Source organism: Rhodococcus sp. AB351 (assembly GCF_049538275.1).
Taxonomy (GTDB): Bacteria; Actinomycetota; Actinomycetes; order Mycobacteriales; family Mycobacteriaceae; genus Rhodococcus.
In genome coordinates, this window is the sequence record NZ_JBMVFW010000001.1 from 1,229,703 (window position 1) to 1,251,461 (window position 21,759).

At 68.3% G+C, this 21,759-nt stretch carries 23 protein-coding genes; 13 read left to right on the forward strand and 10 right to left on the reverse strand.

The genetic code is table 11. The features are described 5' to 3' along the window. Positions 1-5 precede the first annotated feature (5 nt). The 6 genes from ACPCXD_RS05745 (at position 6) to tuf (ending at position 5,788) form a co-directional block, all read left to right on the forward strand. Positions 6-557 (forward strand): DUF3558 domain-containing protein, encoded by a 552-nt coding sequence (locus ACPCXD_RS05745; protein WP_172414863.1) that lies wholly within the window; start codon positions 6-8, stop codon positions 555-557. Further along, positions 554-1,087 carry a DUF3558 domain-containing protein gene (locus ACPCXD_RS05750; protein ID WP_423658758.1) on the forward strand — a complete coding sequence of 178 codons (534 nt, stop codon included), beginning with the start codon at positions 554-556 and terminating at the stop codon, positions 1,085-1,087. Before ACPCXD_RS05745 ends, ACPCXD_RS05750 begins: the two co-directional genes overlap by 4 nt. 324 nt (positions 1,088-1,411) lie before the next feature. Further along, positions 1,412-1,786 carry a 30S ribosomal protein S12 gene (rpsL, locus tag ACPCXD_RS05755; RefSeq protein ID WP_006552258.1) on the forward strand — a complete coding sequence of 125 codons (375 nt, stop codon included), beginning with the start codon at positions 1,412-1,414 and terminating at the stop codon, positions 1,784-1,786. Then, positions 1,786-2,256, forward strand: coding sequence for a 30S ribosomal protein S7 (gene rpsG, locus ACPCXD_RS05760; protein WP_006552257.1), 471 nt, complete (start codon positions 1,786-1,788; stop codon positions 2,254-2,256). Before rpsL ends, rpsG begins: the two co-directional genes overlap by 1 nt. A gap of 146 nt (positions 2,257-2,402) precedes the next feature. Further along, entirely contained in the window at positions 2,403-4,505 is a 2,103-nt protein-coding gene (gene fusA / locus ACPCXD_RS05765) for an elongation factor G (RefSeq protein ID WP_024101663.1), read from the forward strand. Positions 4,506-4,597: 92 nt separating this feature from the next. Further along, complete coding sequence (tuf, locus tag ACPCXD_RS05770) at positions 4,598-5,788, forward strand: elongation factor Tu (protein ID WP_016690893.1); 1,191 nt, start codon at positions 4,598-4,600, stop codon at positions 5,786-5,788. Between the two features lie 99 nt (positions 5,789-5,887). Here the strand turns inward: tuf and ACPCXD_RS05775 are convergent, their stop codons facing one another. Both ACPCXD_RS05775 and ACPCXD_RS05780 read right to left on the reverse strand, forming a co-directional pair. Then, positions 5,888-7,051, reverse strand: a complete 1,164-nt coding sequence (locus tag ACPCXD_RS05775; RefSeq protein ID WP_026060887.1) for a serine hydrolase domain-containing protein — start codon at positions 7,049-7,051, stop codon at positions 5,888-5,890. A gap of 154 nt (positions 7,052-7,205) precedes the next feature. Next, positions 7,206-7,838 carry a TetR/AcrR family transcriptional regulator gene (locus ACPCXD_RS05780; RefSeq protein ID WP_088897093.1) on the reverse strand — a complete coding sequence of 211 codons (633 nt, stop codon included), beginning with the start codon at positions 7,836-7,838 and terminating at the stop codon, positions 7,206-7,208. 45 nt (positions 7,839-7,883) lie between these two features. Here ACPCXD_RS05780 and ACPCXD_RS05785 point away from each other — a divergent pair, with 45 nt between their 5' ends. Further along, positions 7,884-9,059, forward strand: a complete 1,176-nt coding sequence (locus ACPCXD_RS05785; RefSeq protein WP_229565325.1) for an oxygenase MpaB family protein — start codon at positions 7,884-7,886, stop codon at positions 9,057-9,059. Positions 9,060-9,080: 21 nt separating this feature from the next. Here ACPCXD_RS05785 and ACPCXD_RS05790 read toward each other — a convergent pair whose 3' ends face one another. From ACPCXD_RS05790 to ACPCXD_RS05810, 5 genes are read right to left on the reverse strand one after another with little or no spacing between them, the layout of a single operon-like run. Further along, on the reverse strand, positions 9,081-9,644 hold the full coding sequence (locus ACPCXD_RS05790) for a hypothetical protein (protein WP_059383288.1): 564 nt from the start codon (positions 9,642-9,644) through the stop codon (positions 9,081-9,083). After that, positions 9,641-10,669, reverse strand: coding sequence for a DUF6286 domain-containing Asp23/Gls24 family envelope stress response protein (locus ACPCXD_RS05795; RefSeq protein ID WP_160875235.1), 1,029 nt, complete (start codon positions 10,667-10,669; stop codon positions 9,641-9,643). The genes ACPCXD_RS05790 and ACPCXD_RS05795 overlap by 4 nt, the downstream gene beginning before the upstream one ends. Continuing rightward, on the reverse strand, positions 10,662-10,856 hold the full coding sequence (locus ACPCXD_RS05800) for a hypothetical protein (RefSeq protein ID WP_006552248.1): 195 nt from the start codon (positions 10,854-10,856) through the stop codon (positions 10,662-10,664). Before ACPCXD_RS05800 ends, ACPCXD_RS05795 begins: the two co-directional genes overlap by 8 nt. After that, positions 10,853-11,164, reverse strand: a complete 312-nt coding sequence (locus ACPCXD_RS05805) for a hypothetical protein (RefSeq protein ID WP_160875233.1) — start codon at positions 11,162-11,164, stop codon at positions 10,853-10,855. Before ACPCXD_RS05805 ends, ACPCXD_RS05800 begins: the two co-directional genes overlap by 4 nt. Beyond that, positions 11,161-11,622 carry an Asp23/Gls24 family envelope stress response protein gene (locus ACPCXD_RS05810; RefSeq protein ID WP_026060889.1) on the reverse strand — a complete coding sequence of 154 codons (462 nt, stop codon included), beginning with the start codon at positions 11,620-11,622 and terminating at the stop codon, positions 11,161-11,163. The genes ACPCXD_RS05805 and ACPCXD_RS05810 overlap by 4 nt, the downstream gene beginning before the upstream one ends. 211 nt (positions 11,623-11,833) lie before the next feature. Between ACPCXD_RS05810 and ACPCXD_RS05815 the strand changes: the two genes are divergently transcribed. The 3 genes from ACPCXD_RS05815 to ACPCXD_RS05825 all read left to right on the forward strand — a co-directional run bounded on the left by ACPCXD_RS05815 (position 11,834) and on the right by ACPCXD_RS05825 (position 15,326). Next, positions 11,834-13,039, forward strand: coding sequence for an NAD(P)/FAD-dependent oxidoreductase (locus tag ACPCXD_RS05815; protein ID WP_145692573.1), 1,206 nt, complete (start codon positions 11,834-11,836; stop codon positions 13,037-13,039). 68 nt (positions 13,040-13,107) lie between these two features. Continuing rightward, positions 13,108-13,911, forward strand: a complete 804-nt coding sequence (locus ACPCXD_RS05820) for a glutamate racemase (RefSeq protein ID WP_033096093.1) — start codon at positions 13,108-13,110, stop codon at positions 13,909-13,911. A 164-nt stretch (positions 13,912-14,075) separates the two neighbouring features. Further along, entirely contained in the window at positions 14,076-15,326 is a 1,251-nt protein-coding gene (locus tag ACPCXD_RS05825; RefSeq protein ID WP_271036932.1) for an MFS transporter, read from the forward strand. A gap of 52 nt (positions 15,327-15,378) precedes the next feature. Here ACPCXD_RS05825 and ACPCXD_RS05830 read toward each other — a convergent pair whose 3' ends face one another. Beyond that, on the reverse strand, positions 15,379-16,434 hold the full coding sequence (locus tag ACPCXD_RS05830; protein ID WP_229565322.1) for a ferredoxin--NADP reductase: 1,056 nt from the start codon (positions 16,432-16,434) through the stop codon (positions 15,379-15,381). A gap of 299 nt (positions 16,435-16,733) precedes the next feature. On the opposite strand from ACPCXD_RS05830, the gene mdo reads away from it, so the two are divergent. The 3 genes from mdo (at position 16,734) to madC (ending at position 20,747) form a co-directional block, all read left to right on the forward strand. Continuing rightward, positions 16,734-18,005 carry an NDMA-dependent methanol dehydrogenase gene (gene mdo / locus ACPCXD_RS05835; protein WP_159417779.1) on the forward strand — a complete coding sequence of 424 codons (1,272 nt, stop codon included), beginning with the start codon at positions 16,734-16,736 and terminating at the stop codon, positions 18,003-18,005. Positions 18,006-18,085: 80 nt separating this feature from the next. Continuing rightward, complete coding sequence (locus ACPCXD_RS05840) at positions 18,086-19,174, forward strand: MadB family AAA-type ATPase (RefSeq protein WP_229565320.1); 1,089 nt, start codon at positions 18,086-18,088, stop codon at positions 19,172-19,174. Positions 19,175-19,292: 118 nt separating this feature from the next. Next, complete coding sequence (gene madC, locus ACPCXD_RS05845) at positions 19,293-20,747, forward strand: MadC family VWA domain-containing protein (protein WP_229568387.1); 1,455 nt, start codon at positions 19,293-19,295, stop codon at positions 20,745-20,747. 7 nt (positions 20,748-20,754) lie between these two features. Here the strand turns inward: madC and ACPCXD_RS05850 are convergent, their stop codons facing one another. Next, positions 20,755-21,240: an SRPBCC family protein gene (locus tag ACPCXD_RS05850; RefSeq protein WP_229565319.1), complete on the reverse strand. Its 486-nt coding sequence runs from the start codon at positions 21,238-21,240 to the stop codon at positions 20,755-20,757. Positions 21,241-21,294: 54 nt separating this feature from the next. Continuing rightward, positions 21,295-21,654, reverse strand: coding sequence for an ArsR/SmtB family transcription factor (locus ACPCXD_RS05855; protein WP_016690909.1), 360 nt, complete (start codon positions 21,652-21,654; stop codon positions 21,295-21,297). Between the last annotated feature and the right edge of the window lie 105 nt (positions 21,655-21,759).

A 21,759-nucleotide genomic window follows, 5' to 3' on the forward strand; every position in this document is an offset into this window, starting at 1 on the left:
CCGCCATGCCTCTCCCGCGCATCGGAAGGACGGCGGCTGCCGTGGCCACGGTCGGCCTCATGAGTCTCGGTGCGGCGGCGTGCGGGAACTCCGACGACGCCGGACAGGCAGCGACCTCGCCCACCGCGTCCGTCACCGACCCCGGCCCGCTGTTCGACGAGTGCGGCGCGATGTCCGACGACGAGGTGGCGGCGGCCTTCGGTCTCGGAAGTTTCACGACGGTGACGCGCAACTCGGTGGGCTGCGAGTGGGAGATCTACGTCGGCGGCCCCAGCGTGAGCTTCTCCTGGTACCGGGGAAGTCCCATCGGCCGCGAACGCGCCGGCTCCGATCTCATCGGCCGGCCCGCCGCCGACGTCGAGATCGGGGGACGGTCCGGTTTCATGGGGTCCTACCAGAACGAGCTGGGCCAGACGACGCTGTGCGAGATCGGCGTGGAGTTCGGCGGCGACTTCGTCCACTGGTCGGTCTCGTACTCGAACCTCACGCCCGTCGCCGACGCCTGCGTCGTCGCTCGCGGCCTGGCCACCACGAGTGTGGAAAGAGTGCAGAAGTGAACGCCCGCCGCTGGGGCGCCGCACTCGCGACCGTCCTCACGACGGGTGCTCTGCTCACCGGATGTACCCGCACCATCGAGGGGCGGCCCGTCCCGGAGGGGGTCGGTGGCGGCACGGGCGCCGAGTTCACTCGACTGCTCACCGAGTGCGATGCGGTCGCCGACGAGAAGATCGCCGAGGCCGTGGGTGCGGACTACGTCTACCGCGGGTTCTTCGGTGCGATCTGCCGCTGGGACGGTGAGGGACCCACGGGAGTAGTGAAGGTCACCTTCAACTGGTTCGAGACCGGTTCCCTCGACCACGAACGCGCCGCCGCCGAGGGACTCGGTTACGAGATCGAGAACACGACCATCGAGGGCCGGCGGGCACTGCAGATGCGCCGACCCGGCGATCCGCTGTCGTGCGGGGTCAGTTCCGGGGCGTCGACGACCGGCATCTTCGGCTGGTGGGTGCAGTACACCTCCGGGGGAGCGGACCCGTGTGAAGCTGCTGCTACGTTGGCCCGGCTCACACTGAACCTCAGCAGTTGACGGTGTGTGCGGATCCTCGGGAGGGTGCGTGCTCCTCACTTTGACCTCATGCGCGCACGCCGGGTATCGTTGTGGGTCGTGTCCGGCATGCCCGGGCCGGTCTGTGTGCCTATGCGAGGTAGTGCCGTGCGCGCGGTCTGTGGATATCTGCAGGAGCGAGCCCCCGGCTGCCTGTGTGGGGGTACGCGACACACCCGACCTCGTGTGCACACGAGGGGCGAGTGCGGGGCAGCAGCTTTCTTGCCCCAACCGATGGATCCCTAATTTCAGAACAGCCGAGGTTGCTCGAAGTGAGCAGCTTCAGACAACGAAGAAAGCCGGTTAATGCCAACCATCAATCAGCTGGTCCGCAAGGGCCGCCGCGACAAGGCCGCCAAGGTCAAGAGCGCGGCGCTCAAGGGCAGCCCCCAGCGTCGCGGTGTGTGCACTCGCGTGTACACCACCACCCCGAAGAAGCCGAACTCGGCTCTCCGTAAGGTCGCCCGTGTGCGCCTGACCTCCCAGGTCGAGGTCACCGCCTACATCCCCGGTGAGGGCCACAACCTCCAGGAGCACTCGATGGTGCTCGTGCGTGGCGGTCGTGTGAAGGACCTCCCGGGTGTGCGCTACAAGATCATCCGCGGCTCGCTCGACACCCAGGGTGTCAAGAACCGCAAGCAGGCCCGCAGCCGCTACGGAGCGAAGAAGGAGAAGGGCTGATGCCACGTAAGGGTCCCGCTCCCAAGCGCCCGCTGATCGCCGATCCGGTCTACGGTTCGCCGCTGGTCACCCAGCTGGTCAACAAGATCCTGCTGGACGGCAAGAAGTCCACCGCCGAGCGCATCGTCTACCAGGCGCTCGAGCAGGCTCGCGAGAAGACCGGTACCGATCCGGTCGTCACCCTCAAGCGCGCGCTCGACAACGTCAAGCCCGCCCTCGAGGTCCGCAGCCGTCGCGTCGGTGGTGCCACCTACCAGGTGCCGGTCGAGGTTCGCCCCGGTCGTTCCACCACGCTCGCGCTGCGCTGGCTGGTGACGTTCTCGCGTCAGCGTCGCGAGAAGACCATGGTCGAGCGGCTCGCCAACGAGCTCCTCGACGCGAGCAACGGCCTCGGCGCCTCCGTGAAGCGCCGCGAGGACACGCACAAGATGGCTGAAGCCAACAAGGCGTTCGCGCACTACCGCTGGTGAGTCGTCGCCGACCGGGAGATGCCGTCATCACGGACCTCCCGGTCGGCTGCTCGCACAACTGTGTCGGTCCCGTAAAGGCCGGCTGACAACACAAGAACATGTGGTCCGCACCCAAGGACCGACACGAGCTACGAGCGGGGTTACCTGTGGCACAGGAAGTGCTGACCGACCTGAACAAGGTCCGCAACATCGGCATCATGGCGCACATCGATGCCGGCAAGACCACCACCACCGAGCGCATCCTCTTCTACACCGGTGTCAACTACAAGATCGGTGAGACGCACGACGGTGCCTCGACCACCGACTGGATGGAGCAGGAGAAGGAGCGTGGTATCACCATCACCTCCGCTGCTGTGACCTGTTTCTGGAACAAGAACCAGATCAACATCATCGACACCCCCGGCCACGTCGACTTCACGGTCGAGGTCGAGCGGTCGCTGCGCGTCCTCGACGGCGCAGTCGCCGTGTTCGACGGCAAGGAGGGCGTCGAGCCCCAGTCCGAGCAGGTCTGGCGCCAGGCTGCCAAGTACGACGTTCCGCGCATCTGCTTCGTCAACAAGATGGACAAGATGGGCGCGGACTTCTACTTCACCGTGCAGACGATCATCGATCGCCTGGGCGCGAAGCCGCTGGTCCTCCAGCTCCCCATCGGTGCCGAGGATGCCTTCGACGGCGTCGTCGACCTCGTCGAGATGAAGGCGCTCACCTGGCGTGGCACCACCGACATCGGCACCGAGGCCACGGTCGAGGAGATCCCGGCCGACCTCGCCGACAAGGCTGCCGAGTACCGCGAGAAGCTGCTCGAGACGGTCGCCGAGTCCGACGAAGAGCTCATGGAGAAGTACTTCGGCGGCGAGGAACTCACCGTCGCCGAGATCAAGGCGGCCATCCGCAAGATGACCGTCAACTCCGAGCTCTACCCGGTGCTGTGCGGCTCCGCCTTCAAGAACAAGGGCATCCAGCCCATGCTCGACGCGGTCATCGACTACCTGCCGAACCCGCTCGACATCGGCGACGTCATCGGCCATCAGGTCGGTAACGAAGAAGAGGAACTGCGTCGTAAGCCTTCGAAGGAGGAGCCCTTCTCGGCTCTCGCCTTCAAGATCGCTGCGCACCCCTTCTTCGGCAAGCTGACCTTCGTCCGCGTGTACTCCGGCCGGATCGACTCGGGCACCCAGGTGCTCAACTCGACCAAGGGCAAGAAGGAGCGCGTCGGCAAGCTGTTCCAGATGCACGCCAACAAGGAGAACCCGGTCGACGAGGCGGTCGCGGGCCACATCTACGCGATGATCGGCCTGAAGGACACCACGACCGGCGACACCCTGTGCGCGCAGGACGCCCCGATCGTCCTCGAGTCGATGACCTTCCCGGACCCGGTCATCCAGGTCTCCATCGAGCCGAAGTCGAAGGCCGACCAGGAGAAGCTGTCGACGGCCATCCAGAAGCTCGCCGAAGAGGACCCGACCTTCTCGGTCGAGCTCGACGACGAGACCGGCCAGACCGTCATCGGCGGTATGGGCGAGCTCCACCTCGACATCCTCGTCGACCGCATGAAGCGCGAGTTCAAGGTCGAGGCCAACGTCGGCAAGCCGCAGGTCGCGTACCGCGAGACGATCACCAAGCCGGTCGAGAAGCTCGAGTTCACGCACAAGAAGCAGACCGGTGGCTCGGGTCAGTTCGCAAAGGTCATCATCGGCCTCTCGCCGTTCGTCGGCGAGGACGGCGCGACCTACGAGTTCGAGAACAAGGTCACCGGCGGTCGCATCCCGCGCGAGTACATCCCGTCGGTCGACGCGGGTGCTCAGGACGCCATGCAGTACGGCGTGCTCGCCGGCTACCCGCTGGTGAACCTGAAGGTCACCCTCATCGACGGTGCGTACCACGACGTCGACTCGTCCGAAATGGCGTTCAAGATCGCCGGCTCGCAGGCACTGAAGGAAGCGGCCCGCAAGGCCGCCCCGGTGATCCTCGAGCCCCTCATGGCGGTCGAGGTCACCACGCCCGAGGACTACATGGGTGAAGTGATCGGCGACCTGAACTCCCGCCGTGGCCAGATCCAGGCCATGGAGGAACGCAGTGGTGCCCGTGTCGTGAAGGCGCTGGTTCCGCTCTCGGAGATGTTCGGTTACATCGGCGATCTGCGGTCGAAGACCCAGGGTCGTGCGAACTTCTCCATGGTGTTCGATTCCTACGCAGAGGTTCCCTCGAACGTCGCGAAGGAAATCATCGCCAAGGCGACCGGCGAGTAGCCTCCGGGTTATCCCTCGGTCACCTGCACGACCAAGTAATACAAACCGCACTGCTGCATACAGCAAGCAACAACAGTCCAGGAGGACATCCAGTGGCGAAGGCGAAGTTCGAGCGGACCAAGCCGCACGTGAACATCGGCACCATCGGTCACGTCGACCACGGCAAGACCACCACCACGGCTGCGATCACCAAGGTGCTTGCCGACAAGTTCCCCGACCTGAACGAGAGCTTCGCTTTCGATCAGATCGACAAGGCACCTGAGGAGAAGGCTCGTGGTATCACGATCAACATCTCCCACGTCGAGTACCAGACCGACAAGCGCCACTACGCGCACGTCGACGCCCCGGGTCACGCGGACTACATCAAGAACATGATCACCGGTGCCGCCCAGATGGACGGCGCGATCCTGGTCGTGGCCGCCACCGACGGCCCGATGCCCCAGACGCGTGAGCACGTGCTGCTCGCCCGTCAGGTCGGCGTTCCCTACATCCTCGTCGCCCTGAACAAGGCCGACATGGTCGACGACGAGGAAATCCTCGAGCTCGTCGAGATGGAGGTGCGCGAGCTCCTCGCTTCGCAGGAGTTCGACGAGAACGCTCCGGTCGTCCCGATCTCCGCTCTCAAGGCTCTCGAGGGTGACGAGAAGTGGGTCCAGTCGATCGTCGACCTCATGCAGGCCGTCGACGACTCCATCCCGGACCCGGTCCGTGAGACCGACAAGCCGTTCCTCATGCCCGTCGAGGACGTCTTCACCATCACGGGTCGTGGCACCGTCGTCACCGGCCGTATCGAGCGTGGCGTGATCAACGTCAACGAAGAGGTCGAGATCGTCGGCATCCGCCCCGAGTCGACCAAGACCACGGTCACCGGCATCGAGATGTTCCGCAAGCTGCTCGACCAGGGCCAGGCCGGCGACAACGTCGGTCTCCTCGTCCGCGGCATCAAGCGCGAGGACGTCGAGCGCGGCCAGGTCGTCGTCAAGCCGGGCACCACGACTCCCCACACGGAGTTCGAGGGCCAGGCCTACATCCTCAACAAGGAGGAGGGCGGCCGCCACACGCCGTTCTTCAACAACTACCGTCCGCAGTTCTACTTCCGTACCACGGACGTGACGGGCGTTGTTACCCTCCCCGAGGGCACCGAGATGGTCATGCCCGGTGACAACACCGAGATGTCCGTCAAGCTGATCCAGCCGGTCGCCATGGACGAGGGCCTCCGCTTCGCGATCCGCGAGGGTGGCCGCACCGTCGGCGCCGGTCGCGTCACGAAGATCATCAAGTAGGCACCGCCTACGGGATCATCAAGTGAGCTAGTCCTCACTGACGCTCGAACGGCGTCCACCCTCGGGTGGGCGCCGTTCGGCGTTTCGGGATCACGGCGATCAGCCGACGATCTCCTTCAGCTGGTTCGCCACGGGGGTCACCGGTTCCTCCCCGTCGGCGGTCGGGATGTCGCTGTTCACGGCAGCGACGACCACAGCCTGCCGTTCGGGCAGATATCCCACGTAGGTGTTGAAACCGGGGAGCTCGCCCGTGTGGCCGAGCCAGCCGTTCTCGATACCGAGCCCGAGACCGTAGGCGCGGGTGTCGGTCGCACCGGGGATGTCGAACAGGAACGAATCGAGACGGAGCTGCTGCATCTCGGGGGAGAGGATGCCCTCGCCCGTCCCGAGGGCCGTGCCCCACAACTCGAGATCGTCGACCGTGGAGATCACCGCGCCGGCCGACCATCCCCACGACGGGTTCCAGTCGGTCGCATCGGCCGTCTGCCCGTCCGGCTGTCCCTGTTCGGTGATCCCGTACAGGTGCGGTGACGCGATCGCCGCGTCGGTGGGCATGACGGTCTCGGCCATGCCCAGGGGCTCGAAGACGTTCGCCCGGAAGTACTCGTGCAGGCTCTGCCCGGAGACCTGCTCGACGACCAGCCCGAGCGCGATGAAGTTGGTGTTCGAGTACTCGAACCGCTCGCCGGGAGCGAAGTTCGGTGCGTCGCCGCGCACGAAGTCGAGGAGCTGGTCCGGGGTCCACGGGGCCTCCGGATCGGCGAAGAGCCGCTGCTGGAATTCCTCGTCGAAGGTGTAGCTGGGGATACCGCTCACCATCGAGGCCAGTTGCCCCAGAGTGGCGGTGTCCCCGTTCGGCAGACCCGGCACATAGCGGCCGATCGGATCCTCGAGCGACAGTTCGTCGTCCTCCGCCAGTTGCAGCAGAGCGGTGACCGTCATCGTCTTCGTGATGCTGCCGATACGGGTGTGATCGTCGGGGTCGGGCTCCTCCGATCGATCCGCACCGATCGTGCCGGACGCACCGGTCCATTCGTAGTCCGGGGTGACCACGCGCGCAACGACTCCGGGGAAACCGACCTCCTCGCGCATGCGGTCGAGCACGTCCTGGAACTCGTCGGCGGGCGCCTCGCCGGTGGCGGTCGAATCCGTAGCCGTGGCCTCGGATGTTGCGGCCGGCGGTGATTCTTCGGCGGTGTCGTTGCCGCAGGCGGCCACGACGGTGAGCATCACGGCGGACAACACGATCGGTAATCGGCGCACGGCATTCTCCCCCGGTCGAGACGACGGTGTGAGGACGACAGTGATCAGTATGTGCCGTTCGGCAGGACATCGGGTCTGTTTTCGGGTCGAAAAACGACCGCTCCGTATGTGAAGTACTCTTGTCAACCGCGCCGTGTGGTCGGCGCTCTCTCGATCAGGCGCTCTCGATCGCGGCGAGGAGCATCCGCGCCGTCATCGCAACCATCTGCGTCCGATCGGATCTCCGGGGACGTAGGAGGGCGATCCGCGAGCACAGGCTCGCCGTCGCTCCCATCACGATGAAGACGAGATCGTCGAGTGCTGCGTCGTCGAGATCGGGTCGCAGCCGCGCCGGGATGATGCGTCCCAGCGGCCGCAGCGGACCTTCGACCTCGGCCCACGCGAGCCCGAACTCGATCTCCTCCGAGGTGTACGACACCCGGAGTACCGCAGCGTGTTTCTCGAACGCGGCGGTGAGACTCTCCACGACCGTCACCATGGCCTCCGCCGGCTGCTGGTCCATCGCCCGTCCGATGGCGGTGGACAGTGAGGTGGTGATCGCGTGGACGGCGGTCATACGGAGTTCGTCGAGCACGGCGTCGACGTCGGGAAAGTACCGGTAGACCGTCCCGATGCTCACGTGGGCGTGCTCGGCGAGTGCCGTGGTACTGATCCGCGCGGTGGGGCTGCGCTCGAGCAACTCGTGGGCAGAGGTGAGGAGCAACTTGCGGGTGTCGTGACTCCGCTGCTGGACAGGTCGCTTCCGAGGTGCTTTGCCTGCGGTTCTGTCACCGCGCGGGGAGCTCATGAAAAGTGAATAGTAAGTGAGGATTCCTCGTGTTTCCATGGATGTATGGAGCGACGTATCCCACGTGATCTCGTCAACACCGACCTTGCGGTGCGCCGATACGCCGATCTCGGTGAGCGCTGGCTCGACGGCATGTGGCAGGCGGACCCCCTCGCCGACGCCGTGGTGAACGACGACTTCGGTCCGAACTCCGCGACCGACGCCGTGCGGGTCGCACTCGCCGACGGCGTCGACGCGGTCCCCGGGGCACCCGACTCCCTGCGCGACCTGTTCGCCTTCCTCGACGACGAACCCGCCTGGGTCGACCACGACCGCATCGACAACGCCGCCGATGCGCTCGTCCGGCACACCCCGATCCTCGGCATGGTGCTCGGTGCCGCGTCGCTCCTGCGCGGTGCCGGAAACTTCATCGCCGGAAAGCCTCTCGCGCTGACGGGGCGCTACGTGAGTCGGCCGGCCGTGCGGTCGGTGGAGGTCGGGGAGTGGCTGCGGCACGTCCTCACCCGCGGTGGGATGCGACGCGACGGAGGCGGATTCGCATTCACGGTGCGGGTGCGCCTGATCCACGCCCACGTGCGCAAGGGCATCCTCGCGAGCGGAGTGTGGGACGAGGACGCCTGGGGCGTGCCGATCCCGCAGTCGTACATGGCGCTGACGATGGCCGAGTTCGGCCACATCGCGGTCGAGGCGATGCAGATCCTCGGGGTGCGCTTCACCGATCGCGAACTCGACGACATCTACCACCTGTGGCGATATGTCGGGCACGTGATCGGGATGGGCGAGGAACTGGGCCTGCGTACCGAACGCGACCACATCGCGGTCGAGGACCTCTACCGGCTCACCTCGCCGGGCCCCAGCGACGAGGACCGGGAATTCGTCACCGCACTGACCGAGCAGTATCTCGTCCCGGAACTGGCGAACCTGTTGCCGGGCACCGCACCGATCCGGACGGCGGTCGCCCGCACGGTGATGCACTCGCTGCAGCGGGTGTTCATCGGCGACGCCGACGCCGACGCCCTGCACATCCCCGACAGTCCGCTCAAGCACGTCCTCGGACGCGTCGGGCCGCTGCTCGCGCTCGTCACCCGCGTCCAGGAACTCCGCTACCCGGACCGCGAACGCACCACGCAGCGGGCGTACAAGGTGCGCGACGTGGCGATGGACCGGATGCGCGTGGACTACCGCGTCGAGCACGACCTCGTGGACGCGGCCCGAAGCTGAGCCGGCCCGGGCGGGGTGGGCTCAGTGGACGTCGACGGCCGGGTCGAGATGTACCAGGACCTGCGTCGCGACGTGCGCCCCACCGAGAGCACGCGCGACCCGCTGGGCGGCATCCTCGGCGGCCTCCGTCAGTTCGGTGACGTCGATGGTCGGGTCGGCGTGCACCACCACCGAGAGCGTCGGCAGGTGGCGTTCGACCACGGCGCGTCCGCGCACGGCCCGCACGCCGGGTAGGGCGGCGAGTTCGGCTGCCACACCGTCGGCGACGGGACCGAGTTCGACACCGAGAGTGGCGTCGGTGACCTGGTCGTAGAGCTGCACGGTCGAGGTGCGCCGACGCGACAGGTTGACGGCGAGCAACGCGATGCCGAGCACGAGTCCGCCCGCGAAGACCGACCACAGGGCCGGCGTCCACCACGACTGGTCCGGAATGTCGGTCACGCGGGGGCGGTCGAGACGCGAGAGCTGTTCGCGGGCGGCGGGAACCTGCCACACCCAGGCGAGAGCGAATGCGCCGGCACCGGCGAGCGCGAGGCCCGTCAGGAAGGTGACGAGCCGATTCGCCAGCACGGTACGAAGTTTCACCGCGCCACCTCCACCACGAGTTCGACGGGGTCGGCGAGCGCCGCGAGGTTCGGGGCGACCGCGCCGCGCACGGAGGCGGTGATCTCGTCGATCGGTGTCTCGTCCTCGATCGAGATACGCACCACGGCACGGCGACGATCGACGACCGTGCGGGCCGTGCGCACGCCGGTGAGCGCGGATGCGTGGGCGCTGCACATGCGTGCGACGTCGGTGCGCCGCATCCACACCGTCGGCACCGGTCCCGCGACCTGCAGTGGGACATGCGTCCGGCGACGGGGTTTGAGCGAGACGACGATCAGGACGATTCCGAGGACGAGGCACACCGCGGCGATCGGCGCGAGCCAGGTGTGCCAGTGCAGGCGGCCGAACCACTCGAAGGAGTTGCGCAGCCACGGGGCGCCGCCGTATGTCCCGTTGACGATGAGCAATTCCCGGGCAGCGACGAACGACAGGGCGAGTGCCGCGATCGCGACGATCGCGGCGGCGGGTGCGGCCGCGGGCGGCGCCAGCGGCGGCAGGGGAGCGACGGTGGGGATGTCGGGATGCGGGGTGGTCCGCGCCGCGACGATGTCGGATTCCAGGTACTCGACGGGTGGCTGAGCCTCGTCGGTCTCGCCGTCCTCGACGAGCGCGGTCGCGACGATGAGCACGTTGAGTTCGCTGATCCGCATGCCCGTCAGGTCGTGCAGCTGGCGTTCGACCGCGTCGTGGACCCTGCGGGTGAGCATCGCCGCGTCGTACGGCCATTCGGCGGCGATGTAGAGATTCACCGCGACGGCGGTCGCTCCGGTGGTGACGTCGGCCCTGGGCAGGTCGCGGCCGGTGAGACGCAGGATGCCGCCTCCGCTGTGCCGCACCACACCGGGGACGCCGAGCGCGGCCGCCGCGGCGATGCGTTCGATCGCGCGGTCCTTGACGACGAGGCTGCCGCGTTCGCCCGGCGGCACGACTCCGGTCCCGGAACCGGTCTCCGCGGGTGCGGCATCGTCGGATGTCCCGACGTCGGGTGCGGTGGGGTCAGCCACGGCCCCGACTCCTCAGCAGGGCGCCGAGGTCGAGGTGGCCGTCGCGGTGGGCGCCGATCGCGGCACCGAGCGCGCCGAGCAGCACGGCGAACAGCAGACCGCTGAACCCGCCGATGATGCCGGCGAGGGCCAGGAGCAGCCCCGCGAGGAGTCCGACGACGGTGTTGCTGACGGGTGTGTGGTTCACGATGGGGCTCCTTCTCGTTCACCGGCGTGGACGTCTTCGATCGTCACCTGGACGGGCACGTCCACCAGCGGGGACACCCGGACGCGGACGGCGTCGGCGACGGCCGGGAGATCGGCGGGGATCCGCACGACGATGTGCACCGCGCACAGCCGATCGGTCAGCCGCACACCTTCGACGCGTCGCCCGGGCAGGTAGGTGGCGACCTCCCCGAATGCGCCGCGGTGCAGACCCACGACGCCGGGAACGGACAGCGCGGCGTCCGCGACCAGGTCGGCCGCGCTCGCGTGCGCTGCGGATCCGGGGTTCACTGCACGCGGGGTTTGGCGTCGTCGGTGAGGGCCGCGGCCTCTTCGTGGAGCATGACGTCGAAGACCGTGATGTTGACCTCGGTGACCTCGAGTCCTGTCATGCGTTCGACCGCGGCGATGACGTTGTGCCGGATGGCGACGGCGAGTTCGTGCAGCGCGACGCCGTATTCGGCGACGATGCCGATGTCGATCGCGGCCTGACGTTCGCCGACCTCGACGGCGACACCCTGTCCGTGGTTGATGCGCGCACCGGGGATGCGGTCGCGCAGTGCGCCCACGACGCGGGCGGTGCCGGCGCCCACCTCGATGACGCCGCTGATCTCGCGGGTCGCGAGCCCCGCGATCTTGGCCACCACCGCGTCCGCGATGATCGTGCGGCCCTGCGGGTCGGCGGGTCCGGAGGAGGTTCCGGCGCCGAACTGTATGCGGCTGATACCTGCGCCGCTGTCGCTGGTCATGAGGGGCTCCCAGGTAGGTGTACCGGTCGTGTTCCGTGCTCGATCCTGTGCTGGATCCCATTGTCCTCACGGTGCCTCGAACTCTATCGGCCGACGTAGGTCTGTCGCCCGTCGTCGGCGTTTGGTAAGAACGTGGGACGCAGGGTGGGATGCATCACTACCGTGCGGCACGCGCATGCGTGTCACAGACGAAGCGAAGGATGGGGCGAGGGTGTCGAACGAGCGGGAGACCGAGAGTACGCCGGAGCGTGTCGTCGTCGTGGGCGCCGGCCTGGCGGCGGTGCGTACCGCCGAGGAGCTGCGCCGGGCCGGATACGAGGGCGAACTCGTGCTCGTCGGAGACGAGACGCACCTGCCCTACGACCGCCCGCCCCTGTCCAAGGAGGTCCTGCGCGGCGACCGTGACGACACGACCCTCCGTCCGAGCGAGTTCTTCGACGAGAACCGCATCGAGCTGAAGCTCGGTGCCGCGGCCCGCTCGGTCGACACCGCGGCGCGCACCCTCACCCTCGCGGACGGCACCGAACTCGGCTACGACGAACTCGTCGTCGCTACGGGTCTGCGGCCCCGCCGCATCCCCGGTCTGCCCGATCTGGCAGGAGTCCACGTCCTGCGGTCGCTCGAGGACAGCCGCGCGCTGCGTGAGGCGATCGTCCCGGGTACCCGCGCGCTCGTGGTCGGCGCCGGATTCATCGGGTGCGAGGTCGCGGCGAGCCTGCGGTCGCGCGAGGTGGAGGTCGTGCTGGTCGAACCGCAGCCCACCCCGCTCGCGTCGGTGCTCGGTGCCGAGGTCGGTGCTCTCGTCACCCGCCTGCATACCGCCGAGGGTGTCGACGTGCGTGCCGGGGTCGGTCTGTCGGAGATCCGCGGCGACGAGCGTGTCACCTCGGCCCTCCTCGGCGACGGCAGCGAGATCGACGTCGATCTCGTGGTGCTCGGTATCGGTTCGATCCCGGCCACCGAGTGGCTCGAGGGCTCGGGCGTCGAGATCGAGAACGGAGTCGTCTGCGACGGCACGGGCCGCACCTCCACCCCGCACGTGTGGGCGGTCGGCGACGTCGCGTCCTGGCAGGTGCCGGCCGGTGGACGCAGGCGCATCGAGCACTGGACGAACGCCGGCGAACAGGCATCCGTCCTCGCGAAGACCATCATGGGCGTCGAGGCCGGCGCGGCCGCGCAGGTGCCCTACTTCTGGAGCGACCAGTACGACATCAAGATCCAGGGCCTCGGTGCGGTCACGGCCGACGACACGGTGCACGTCGTGCGCGACGACGGCCGCAAGTTCCTCGCGTACTACGAGCGCGACGGCAGGCTCGTCGGTGCCGTGGGTGGCGGCCTGCCCGCGCTGGTCATGAAGTCGCGCGCGAAGATCGCTGCGGGTGCCCCGATCGACGAGCTGCTCGCAGCGACGGTCTAGGGGAGTGGGGTTGCGCGCCGCACCGACCGCACTCGGGCCGGCGACGCGCGACCCGCTAGATTCGTAGGGTGATCGTTGCGCTCATCGACTCGGGTCTCGGGCTGTTGCCGACGTCCGCGTGGCTGCGACGGTTGCGTCCCGATCTCGACCTCATGTTGTCGACGGATCCCGACGGCGCCCCGTGGGGACCGAAGTCACCGGACTGGGTGATCGACCGGGTCGTCACCACCGCTCGCCGCGCCGTCGACCGCGGCGCCGAGGTGGTCGTGCTCCCGTGCAACACCGCATCGGTGACCGCCCTCGAACACGTCCGGGCCGATCTCGGTCCGTCGGTGCCCGTGGTGGGCACGGTCCCGGCGGTCAAGCCCGCGGCCGCGGCGTGCGATTCGGTGGCGATCTGGGCCACCGCCGCGACCACCGCGAGCAGGTACCAGGCGAATCTGATCGAGCAGTTCGCGAACGGGTCCGAGGTCGTCGGGGTGGCGTGTCACGGACTCGCCGACGCCATCGATGCGGGCGATCGTGTGGCTGTCGCCGCAGCGGTCGCCTCCGCGGCCGAGCGCACCCCTCGGGACGTCCAGGGTGTGGTTCTCGGCTGCACCCACTATCCGCTGGTCGCCGACACCATCACCGAACACCTGCCGGCCGGAGTGCGCCTGTTCGACAGCGCCGAGGCCGTCGCACGGCAGACGCTGCGCCGGATCGATGCGCTCGGGCGACCCGCCTCGGGTTCGGGCCGTGTCGAAGTCTTCCGCAGCGGTGTGCCCGGAGAGTTGCCGCCGGCAGCGACGGTCTTCGCCGCCGGTCGCGCCCTGCTCGCGGCGCCCGGCGACATGCGGGACGAGGACGTCGAGGACGCGACCTCCCTTTGAGTGTCCGAGCCGCCCCGGTGGGCGGCCAAAGGAATACTTCGCCGAGCGAAGTATGTTGGTGAAGGGGTGTTCACCGATTCGCGCGGGGGCGCATCGTTCCTGTCCGCGTGGAACACGCCGTTCGTTTCCCGCGTGGAACGCGCCGATCACCTTATGGAGGTTCGATGACTGCTCCCGTACAGCCCCGCGGCCGTATCCGCTCGTTCGGTTTCGCCGTGGTCGGCCTGGGAGCGTTCACCCTCACCGCGTCGTCGTCGGCACCGTCACCGTTGTACCCCGTCTACCAGCAGATGTGGGGATTCTCCGCGGCGATGCTCACGGTGGTGTTCGCGGTCTACGTGCTCGCACTGCTCGCGGCGCTCGTGACGGTGGGGTCGCTGTCCGACCATGTCGGGCGCAGGCCCGTGATCGTGACGGCGTTGCTGTTGCTCGCGGCGAGCATGGTGGTCTTCATCGCCTCCCCGGGGGTGGGATGGCTGATCGTCGCGCGGATCCTGCAGGGTCTCGCGGTGGGCGCGGCGACGAGCGCGCTGGCGGCGGCCGTGATCGAGATGCAGCCGAACAGGCACATCGGTCCGCTGATCAACACCGCGGCCCCGTCGCTCGGCCTCGCGCTCGGCGCGGCGGGAGCCGGCGTACTCGTACAGTTCGCGCCGTTCCCCACGGTCCTGAGTTATGCGGTCGTCGGCGTTCTCGCCGTCGTGCTGGCGATCGCGCTGATCTTCGTGCCGGAGACGTCGCCGTCGGTGGGTTTCCCGTCGCGACGCGACGCCCTGCGCAGCCTGGTGCCGAGCGCGTCGGTGCCCCGTGAGGTCCGGGGTCGCTATCTTCTCATCCTGCCCAGCCTGATGTCGGCGTGGGCGCTCGGCGGGCTGTACATGTCGCTGGGACCGTCGATCGTCGACTCGGTGTTCGGTATCGACAACCGTCTCGCTGCGGGCCTGGCGATCGGCACCCTCTTCACGGCGGGCACCGTCGCGGCGACCACCACGGCCCGCCGCGACCCGCATCGCATCGTGGTCCTCGGGGCCGTGCTGCTCGCGACGGGACTGGCCGCGGTGATCACCGCGCTCCTCACGGGATGGGTCGCGGTGTACTACGCGGGTACCGCCGTCGCCGGTTTCGGCTGGGGCTCGACCTTCGTCGCGGCCATGGGCGTCGTCGGCTCGCTCGGCCGACCCCATGAGCGCGGCCGGATCTTCGCGACGACCTTCGTCGTCTGCTACTTCGCGTTCTCGGTGCCCGCGATGGCCGCCGGGGTGGCGGCCGGATCGTTCGGCCTGATGTCCACCGCCGTCGGCTACGGCGTGGTCGTGGCCGTGCTGGCGCTCGTGGCCGGGGTCGGCGTGCTCGTGCGCAAGCCGAAGCCCGACTCCGCCGGGATGCGGGAAGTGCCCGTCCCCGCACGTTCGTAGGGGCCGGGCACTTCCGCAGAGGGAGCGGGCAGCGGGGCGTGACCCCGCCGGTTCAGAACTCGATCTTGAGGTGGTCGGTCACCGGCCGGGCCTGGCAACCGAGGATGTAGCCAGCCTCGATGTCCTCGGGGTCGAGCACGTCGCAGTTCTCCATCTCGACCTTGCCCTCGAGCACGGTGCACGCGCACGACCCGCATTCGCCCTCCTGGCACGAATACGGCACATCGATGCCCTTCGCGAGCATGATGTCGACGAGGGTCTGCTTGCGCGGCCACGACAGCTTGTGGACCTCGCCGTCGAGCTCGACCTCGACGGTCGCGGCGTCGGCGGCGTCCTCGTCGCTGACCTCGACCGGCGCCTGGTCGGCGAACGGGTCGCCCGACAGCGAGTTGAAGACCTCGGCGTGCACGCGGGCGCGGGGCATGCCCACGGTGTTCAGCGCCTGGTGGACCGTGTCCATGAACGGTCCGGGACCGCACATGAACGCCTCGTACGACTCGTAGGGCGTTGCGATCGCCGCGAGCTGGTCGGCGGTGGGCAGACCCTGGACGGACTCGAGCCAGTGCACGACGGTCAGGCGCGTCGGGTACTTCTCCGCGAGGGCCCGCAGCTCCTCGGCGAAGATGACGGACTTCTCGTCGCGGTTGGCGTAGACCAGCACCACCTTGCCGCCGCCCTGGGTGAGCGCGGACTTGAGGATCGAGATCACCGGGGTGATGCCGCTGCCGGCGCCGAACAGCAGGAAGTCGTGGTCGAGCGACTTGGGGGTGAAGACACCCGCGGGCGGCAGCACCTCGATGGTCTGTCCGGCCGCGATGTTGTCGCACAGCCAGTTGGAACCGTAACCGTCGGCGGTGCGCTTGATGGTGACCTTGGGGGCGTCGTCGGTGAACGGGGAGCTCGCGAGCGAGTAGCAGCGGGCCACCGAACCCGTCCGGTCGCTCGGGATGCGCAGGGTGAGGAACTGGCCGGGCCGGTAGGCGAATTTGTCGCGCAGCTCGTCCGGGACGGCGAACACGATCGACCGCGTGTCGGCGGTCTCCTCGACGACGGCGGACACGGTGAGGATCACCGAGCGTGAGCCGTGGGGCACCTCGACAGTCGTCATGGGTGGGTCTCGTCCTCTCCTGCAAAGATGGCCGCGCACGACCGAATCTAGAACGTGTTCTAATTAAGGTTACCAGCGCGCATGGGATGAGGAAAACGGTACCGGCACTGCTCGGGCGGGTGCGGCGCCCACCCGGTCAGCGGGAGGTGCCCTACCCGAACGGGCGGTGACCCCACGGCGACCGGACGGTTTCGGCCGCTGTGTCTTTCACGCCTCGCAGCTCTGGTCGAGGGTGAATCGCGGATGAGGTCCACATCACACTCCCGATCCGGTACACCCCCTCTGCGAGGAGATACACCATGGCAATCGAGCTCAATCAGATCTGGGACTTCCCGATCAAGGAATTCCATCCCTTCCCCCGCGCGCTGATGGGTGTCGGCGCCCACGACATCCTCGGCGTCGAGGCGAAGAACCTCGGCTTCAAGCGCGCCCTGCTGATGACCACCGGCCTGCGCGGATCGGGGATCATCGAGGAGCTCATCGGCAAGATCGAGTACCAGGGCGTCGAGGTCGTCCTCTACGACAAGGTCGAGTCCAACCCCAAGGACTACAACGTCATGGAGGCCGCGGCGCTCTACCAGAAGGAGAAGTGCGACTCGATCATCTCCGTCGGTGGCGGATCGAGCCATGACGCCGCGAAGGGCGCCCGCGTCGTGATCGCCCACGACGGCCGCAACATCAACGAGTTCGAGGGCTTCGCGAAGTCCACCAACAAGGAGAACCCGCCGCACATCGCCGTCTCCACGACCGCCGGCACCGGCTCCGAGACGTCCTGGGCCTACGTGATCACCGACACCTCCGACATGGACCACCCGCACAAGTGGGTCGGCTTCGACGAGGCCACGATCGTCACCCTCGCGATCGACGACCCGCTGCTCTACTACAGCTGCCCCCAGCACTTCACCGCCTACTGCGGCTTCGACGTCCTCGCCCACGGCTCCGAGCCGTACGTCTCCCGGCTGGACTTCGCCCCGTCGCTCGGCAACGCCCTGTACTCGATCGAGCTCGTCGCGAAGCACCTGCGTGAAGCGGTCTTCGAGCCGCGCAACCTCAAGGCCCGCGAAGGCATGATGAACGCCCAGTACATCGCCGCGCAGGCCTTCAACTCCGGCGGCCTCGGCATCGTGCACTCCATCTCGCATGCCGTCTCGGCCTTCTTCGACAGCCACCACGGCCTCAACAACGCCATCGCCCTGCCGCGCGTGTGGGAGTACAACCTGCCGTCCCGCTACGAGCACTACGCCCGCATCGCCACCGCGATGGGCGTGGACACCCGCAACATGACCACCGTCCAGGCCGCCGACGCGGCGGTCGAAGCGGCGATCCGTCTCGCGAAGGACGTCGGCATCCCCGACAACTTCGGTCAGGTGCGCACCGACTCGTACGAGAAGAACCAGATGAACACCAAGAAGTACGCGGGTCGCGGAGACACGATCCGCGGCGACGAGAAGACCGTCCGGGCGATCTCCGAGCACATCCAGGACGACTGGTGCACCCCGGGCAACCCCCGCGAGGTCACGGTCGACTCGATGATCCCGGTCGTCGACCACTGCATCAACCGGTCCTACTGAGAACCCGCGCTCCCGGGGCGTCCCCTGCGCCCCGGGAGCGCCCTGCTCCGCTGCGACCACGCCAGACAAGGAGACCCCGGATGACCCCGTTCGCCTCGGGCGCCGAGTTGAAGGATGCGCTGCGCCGGCACGACTACATCGCCGACGACGAGTTCGCGACCGTCGTGCACCTCGCCACCGCACTCGAGCGGCCACTGCTGCTCGAAGGCCCCGCCGGGGTCGGCAAGACCGAACTGGCCAAGGCGCTCGCCGCGGTCGGCGACCGGAAACTGGTGCGGCTGCAGTGCTACGAAGGGCTCGACGACAGCCGCGCCCTGTACGAGTGGGACTACGCCAAACAGCTGCTGCACGTGCAGATGCTGCGCGACCGCATCGGCGAACTGCTCGCCGGTCACGCCGACCTCGCGGACGCGTCGAAGTTCCTCGCGCAGCAGGACTTCGGCCTGTACTCGGAGACCTTCCTGTCGGTCCGTCCGCTGCTCGAGGCCGTGCTCTCGGAGGAGCCGGTGGTCCTGCTCGTCGACGAAGTGGACCGCACCGAGGAGTCCATGGAGGCACTGCTGCTCGAGGTGCTCGCCGAACGGCAGGTGACGATCCCCGAGGTCGGCACGTTCACGGCCCGGTCCACACCGTGGGTGATCCTGACCTCCAACGACACTCGCGAGTTGTCGCCCGCGCTCAAGCGTCGCTGCCTGCACTACCACGTCGGATACCCGACACCCGAACGTGAACGCGAGATCGTCACCGCCCGGGTGCCGGATGTGCGCCCGGGAACGGCCCACCAGATCGTCGATCTGTCCCGGACCCTGCGCGATCTGCCGCTGCGCAAGAGCCCCTCGATCTCGGAGGTCATCGACGCCGCGCGCGCAGCGACGGTGATGGGACACGACGCCGACGACCCGGATTCGCTGGGCGGCATGCGCGACGTGCTGTTGGCGACCCTGCTCAAGTACACCGGCGACGTCGACCTCGCGAAGACGCGGCTCGGCGGTGCGGCACCGGCAACCGCGACGTCCGAACCGAATATGTCCGAAGCGATTGCGGCCGAACCTGTTCCGTCGCACGAACGTGTGACGGTCGCATCACGCCCGGCGAACACCACGACCTCCGTCTTCCGGGGACGCGGTGGTGGCGGTCGCGATGCCGCGGGCAGCGGACTGCGGGGGTGACCCCGCGATGTACGCATCCCGAGTGGGACGGGTGTCCACACCCCGGGCGACACGGGTGACCGCGCTCGACGAGCGTCGCCCCCGCTACGTACTCGACGTGGTGGCGGCGGTGTTCGGCATGCTCCTGCGACGCCACGGTGTCGCGGCGTCACCGGCCGAGAGCATCGAGGTGCGCCGGGTGCTCGACCTGGTCCCCGTCCGCGAGCGGGATTCGCTGCGCTCGTGCCTGCGGGCGGTGTGCGCCAAGTACCCGCACGAGAGGGCCGGCTTCGAGCGCGCCTTCGACGAGTTGTTCGGTGCGGTCGACGCCGCCGTCGCCGCGAGCGGCGGCGGTCCCGCCCGCGCGCAGTTCGCGGAGTCCCTGCCGGCGGTGCTCGAGATCGGCGACGACCCGAGTGTCGCGCGCTACGCCGAGTACAACGAACGCGCGGCCGAGGTCGGCGACCACTTCGACACCCCGGAGGCCCGCAAGGGGTTCAACCCGCACAAGGACGACGACGATGTGTCGATGACATCGTCCGACGCCGATCTGTCGGTGGACACGGGTGCGGACTCGGGCCGTCGCGGCGTCACCTACACCGTCGACGTCGAGAATGCGGCGACCACGACGGTGGGTGATCTGTCCGGTGAACCCGGGGCCGCGGTCGTCGGATCGTTGTCGTGGGACGACCCGGCGTCGATCCTCGCGTGGCTCGACGCCTACGACCCGCACCGCACGTACGGGGAAGAGGTCCTCGACGAACCTCTCTCCGCCTCGCAGCTCGCGCGACTCGTGGACGCGGTCGAGGCATTCGTGGCATCGCTCGCCGCCGCGGTGCCGGGGACCGAAGGCGTCGAGGCACCCGAATCGCACGACACCGCCGGTATCGACCGTGCCGAGATCGAGCTCGCATGCCACGAGGTGCTGCGCCGCATGCGCGGACCGGTCCGGCCCCATCCGCGTGAGCGGACCCGCGGACGGCTCGACATGCGCAGGACCGCCCGAGCGGGGATGCGGACCGACGGCGTGCCCTTCCGGCTCGTCGTCCGCGCGCCCCGCCCCGACCGGGTGCGGCTGCTCGTCCTCGCCGACGTCTCGTTGTCGGTCCGTCCGATCACCGCATTCACGCTCCGGCTCGCTCAGGCGATGCACGGGCGGGCGCACCGGTGCCGGGTGGTCGCCTTCGTCGATCGTCCGGTGGACGTGACGACGCAGTTGCTCGCTGCCGGCGGTGACGGTGCTCTGGCCGCCGTACTCGCCCATCCCGCAGTCGATCTCGAAGCGAGCAGCGACTACGGCCGGATGTTCGACGAACTGCTCACCGAGCACTCCGGATCGATCGACGGCCGGACGTCGGTGCTGGTGGTGGGGGACGGGCGCTGCAACGGTCTTCCCCCGCGCACCGATCGGCTCGAGGAACTCCGTCGCCGCGTGCACCGCCTCGCGTGGATCACGCCCGAGCCCGAGCGGTACTGGACGCAGGCGACCTGCGCGATGCCCGCCTACGCCGAGGCGTGCGACGAGGTGGTCGTCGCCCGCGACGGCGCGCAACTGCTCGCGCGCGCCGCCGAACTCGGCCACGCCCTGCGGTGAGCGGCGCTCACCGTGTCGCGGACCCGGCCAGCAGCTCCTCGAGTCGTTCGAAGCCCTCGGTCAGGCCGGTCTCCATACCCGATTCCGCCATGCCGTCGCGGGCCTCCTGGCTCGGGTACACGGAATGGCCGACCAGCTTGCAGCGGCCGTTCCCGAGGTCGACGAAGGTGAGCGTCTCGAGGCTCACTACATCCGGGAATCCGAGATATTCGAAGGTCTGGACGATGAGCTCTTTCTCGCGCACGGTGTGGAAGACACCCGCGAAGCGGTAGCTGCCGCCGTCGTCGGAGTGTTCGTAGCGGTACGAACCACCGGTGCGGAGGTCGTACTCCTCGATCTTCATCTCCATGCCGCGCGGGCCGAGCCACTGCGCGACGAGATCGGGGTCCTTGTGGGCGCGGAAGACGTCCTCGAGGGGGAAATCGAACTCCCGTTCGTAGTCGATGAAGGGGACGCCCTCGGGGATCGAGAGGGTGACTGCGTTGCTGGTCATGATGGTCCTCCGGAGACCGGGGTGCGCTGTGCACACTGTGAGGATCGGGGTGGGCTACACACCCCGTGGACGATCGGGGGCCGCTTCCCGGGCCAGCACGGCGTCGAGATCGCGGAACTGCTGCTCCTTCACCAACCGGTAGCGGTCGATCCAGGAGGTCAGCATCTCCAGCCGTGCAGGGTTCAGATGGACGGGCCGGCGCTGGGCGTCGCGCGTGCGCGTGACGAGACCGGCGTGTTCGAGCACCCGAATGTGTTTCGAGATCGCCTGCGTGGTGATCTCGAAGGGTTCCGCGAGTTCGGTGACCGTGGCCGGGCCCCGGCTGAGCCGGGCGACGATGCAGCGGCGGACCGGATCGGCCAGTGCGGTGAACGCCAGGTCGAGTGCGGTGTCGTCCGTCTCGTCGTCGTACACGATCGCCTCCGCTTTGTGAACCTTCCGGTTTATCAACCATCCGGTTGAATAAAGGATGCTCCCCGGGGGCCGGCCGCGTCAAGGGGTCCGGCGCACGGACGCGAG

What these genes read in the sequence shown, in the direction of transcription:
- ACPCXD_RS05745 (WP_172414863.1), top strand. Translation starts at nt 6, where the DNA reads ATGCCTCTCCCGCGCATCGGAAGGACGGCGGCTGCCGTGGCCACGGTC.
- ACPCXD_RS05840 (WP_229565320.1), top strand. Translation starts at nt 18,086, where the DNA reads ATGACCCCGTTCGCCTCGGGCGCCGAGTTGAAGGATGCGCTGCGCCGG.
- rpsG (WP_006552257.1), top strand. Translation starts at nt 1,786, where the DNA reads ATGCCACGTAAGGGTCCCGCTCCCAAGCGCCCGCTGATCGCCGATCCG.
- ACPCXD_RS05780 (WP_088897093.1), bottom strand. Translation starts at nt 7,838, where the DNA reads ATGAGCTCCCCGCGCGGTGACAGAACCGCAGGCAAAGCACCTCGGAAG.
- ACPCXD_RS05850 (WP_229565319.1), bottom strand. Translation starts at nt 21,240, where the DNA reads ATGACCAGCAACGCAGTCACCCTCTCGATCCCCGAGGGCGTCCCCTTC.
- rpsL (WP_006552258.1), top strand. Translation starts at nt 1,412, where the DNA reads ATGCCAACCATCAATCAGCTGGTCCGCAAGGGCCGCCGCGACAAGGCC.
- ACPCXD_RS05825 (WP_271036932.1), top strand. Translation starts at nt 14,076, where the DNA reads ATGACTGCTCCCGTACAGCCCCGCGGCCGTATCCGCTCGTTCGGTTTC.
- ACPCXD_RS05810 (WP_026060889.1), bottom strand. Translation starts at nt 11,622, where the DNA reads ATGACCAGCGACAGCGGCGCAGGTATCAGCCGCATACAGTTCGGCGCC.
- mdo (WP_159417779.1), top strand. Translation starts at nt 16,734, where the DNA reads ATGGCAATCGAGCTCAATCAGATCTGGGACTTCCCGATCAAGGAATTC.
- madC (WP_229568387.1), top strand. Translation starts at nt 19,293, where the DNA reads ATGCTCCTGCGACGCCACGGTGTCGCGGCGTCACCGGCCGAGAGCATC.
- ACPCXD_RS05830 (WP_229565322.1), bottom strand. Translation starts at nt 16,434, where the DNA reads ATGACGACTGTCGAGGTGCCCCACGGCTCACGCTCGGTGATCCTCACC.
- ACPCXD_RS05785 (WP_229565325.1), top strand. Translation starts at nt 7,884, where the DNA reads ATGGAGCGACGTATCCCACGTGATCTCGTCAACACCGACCTTGCGGTG.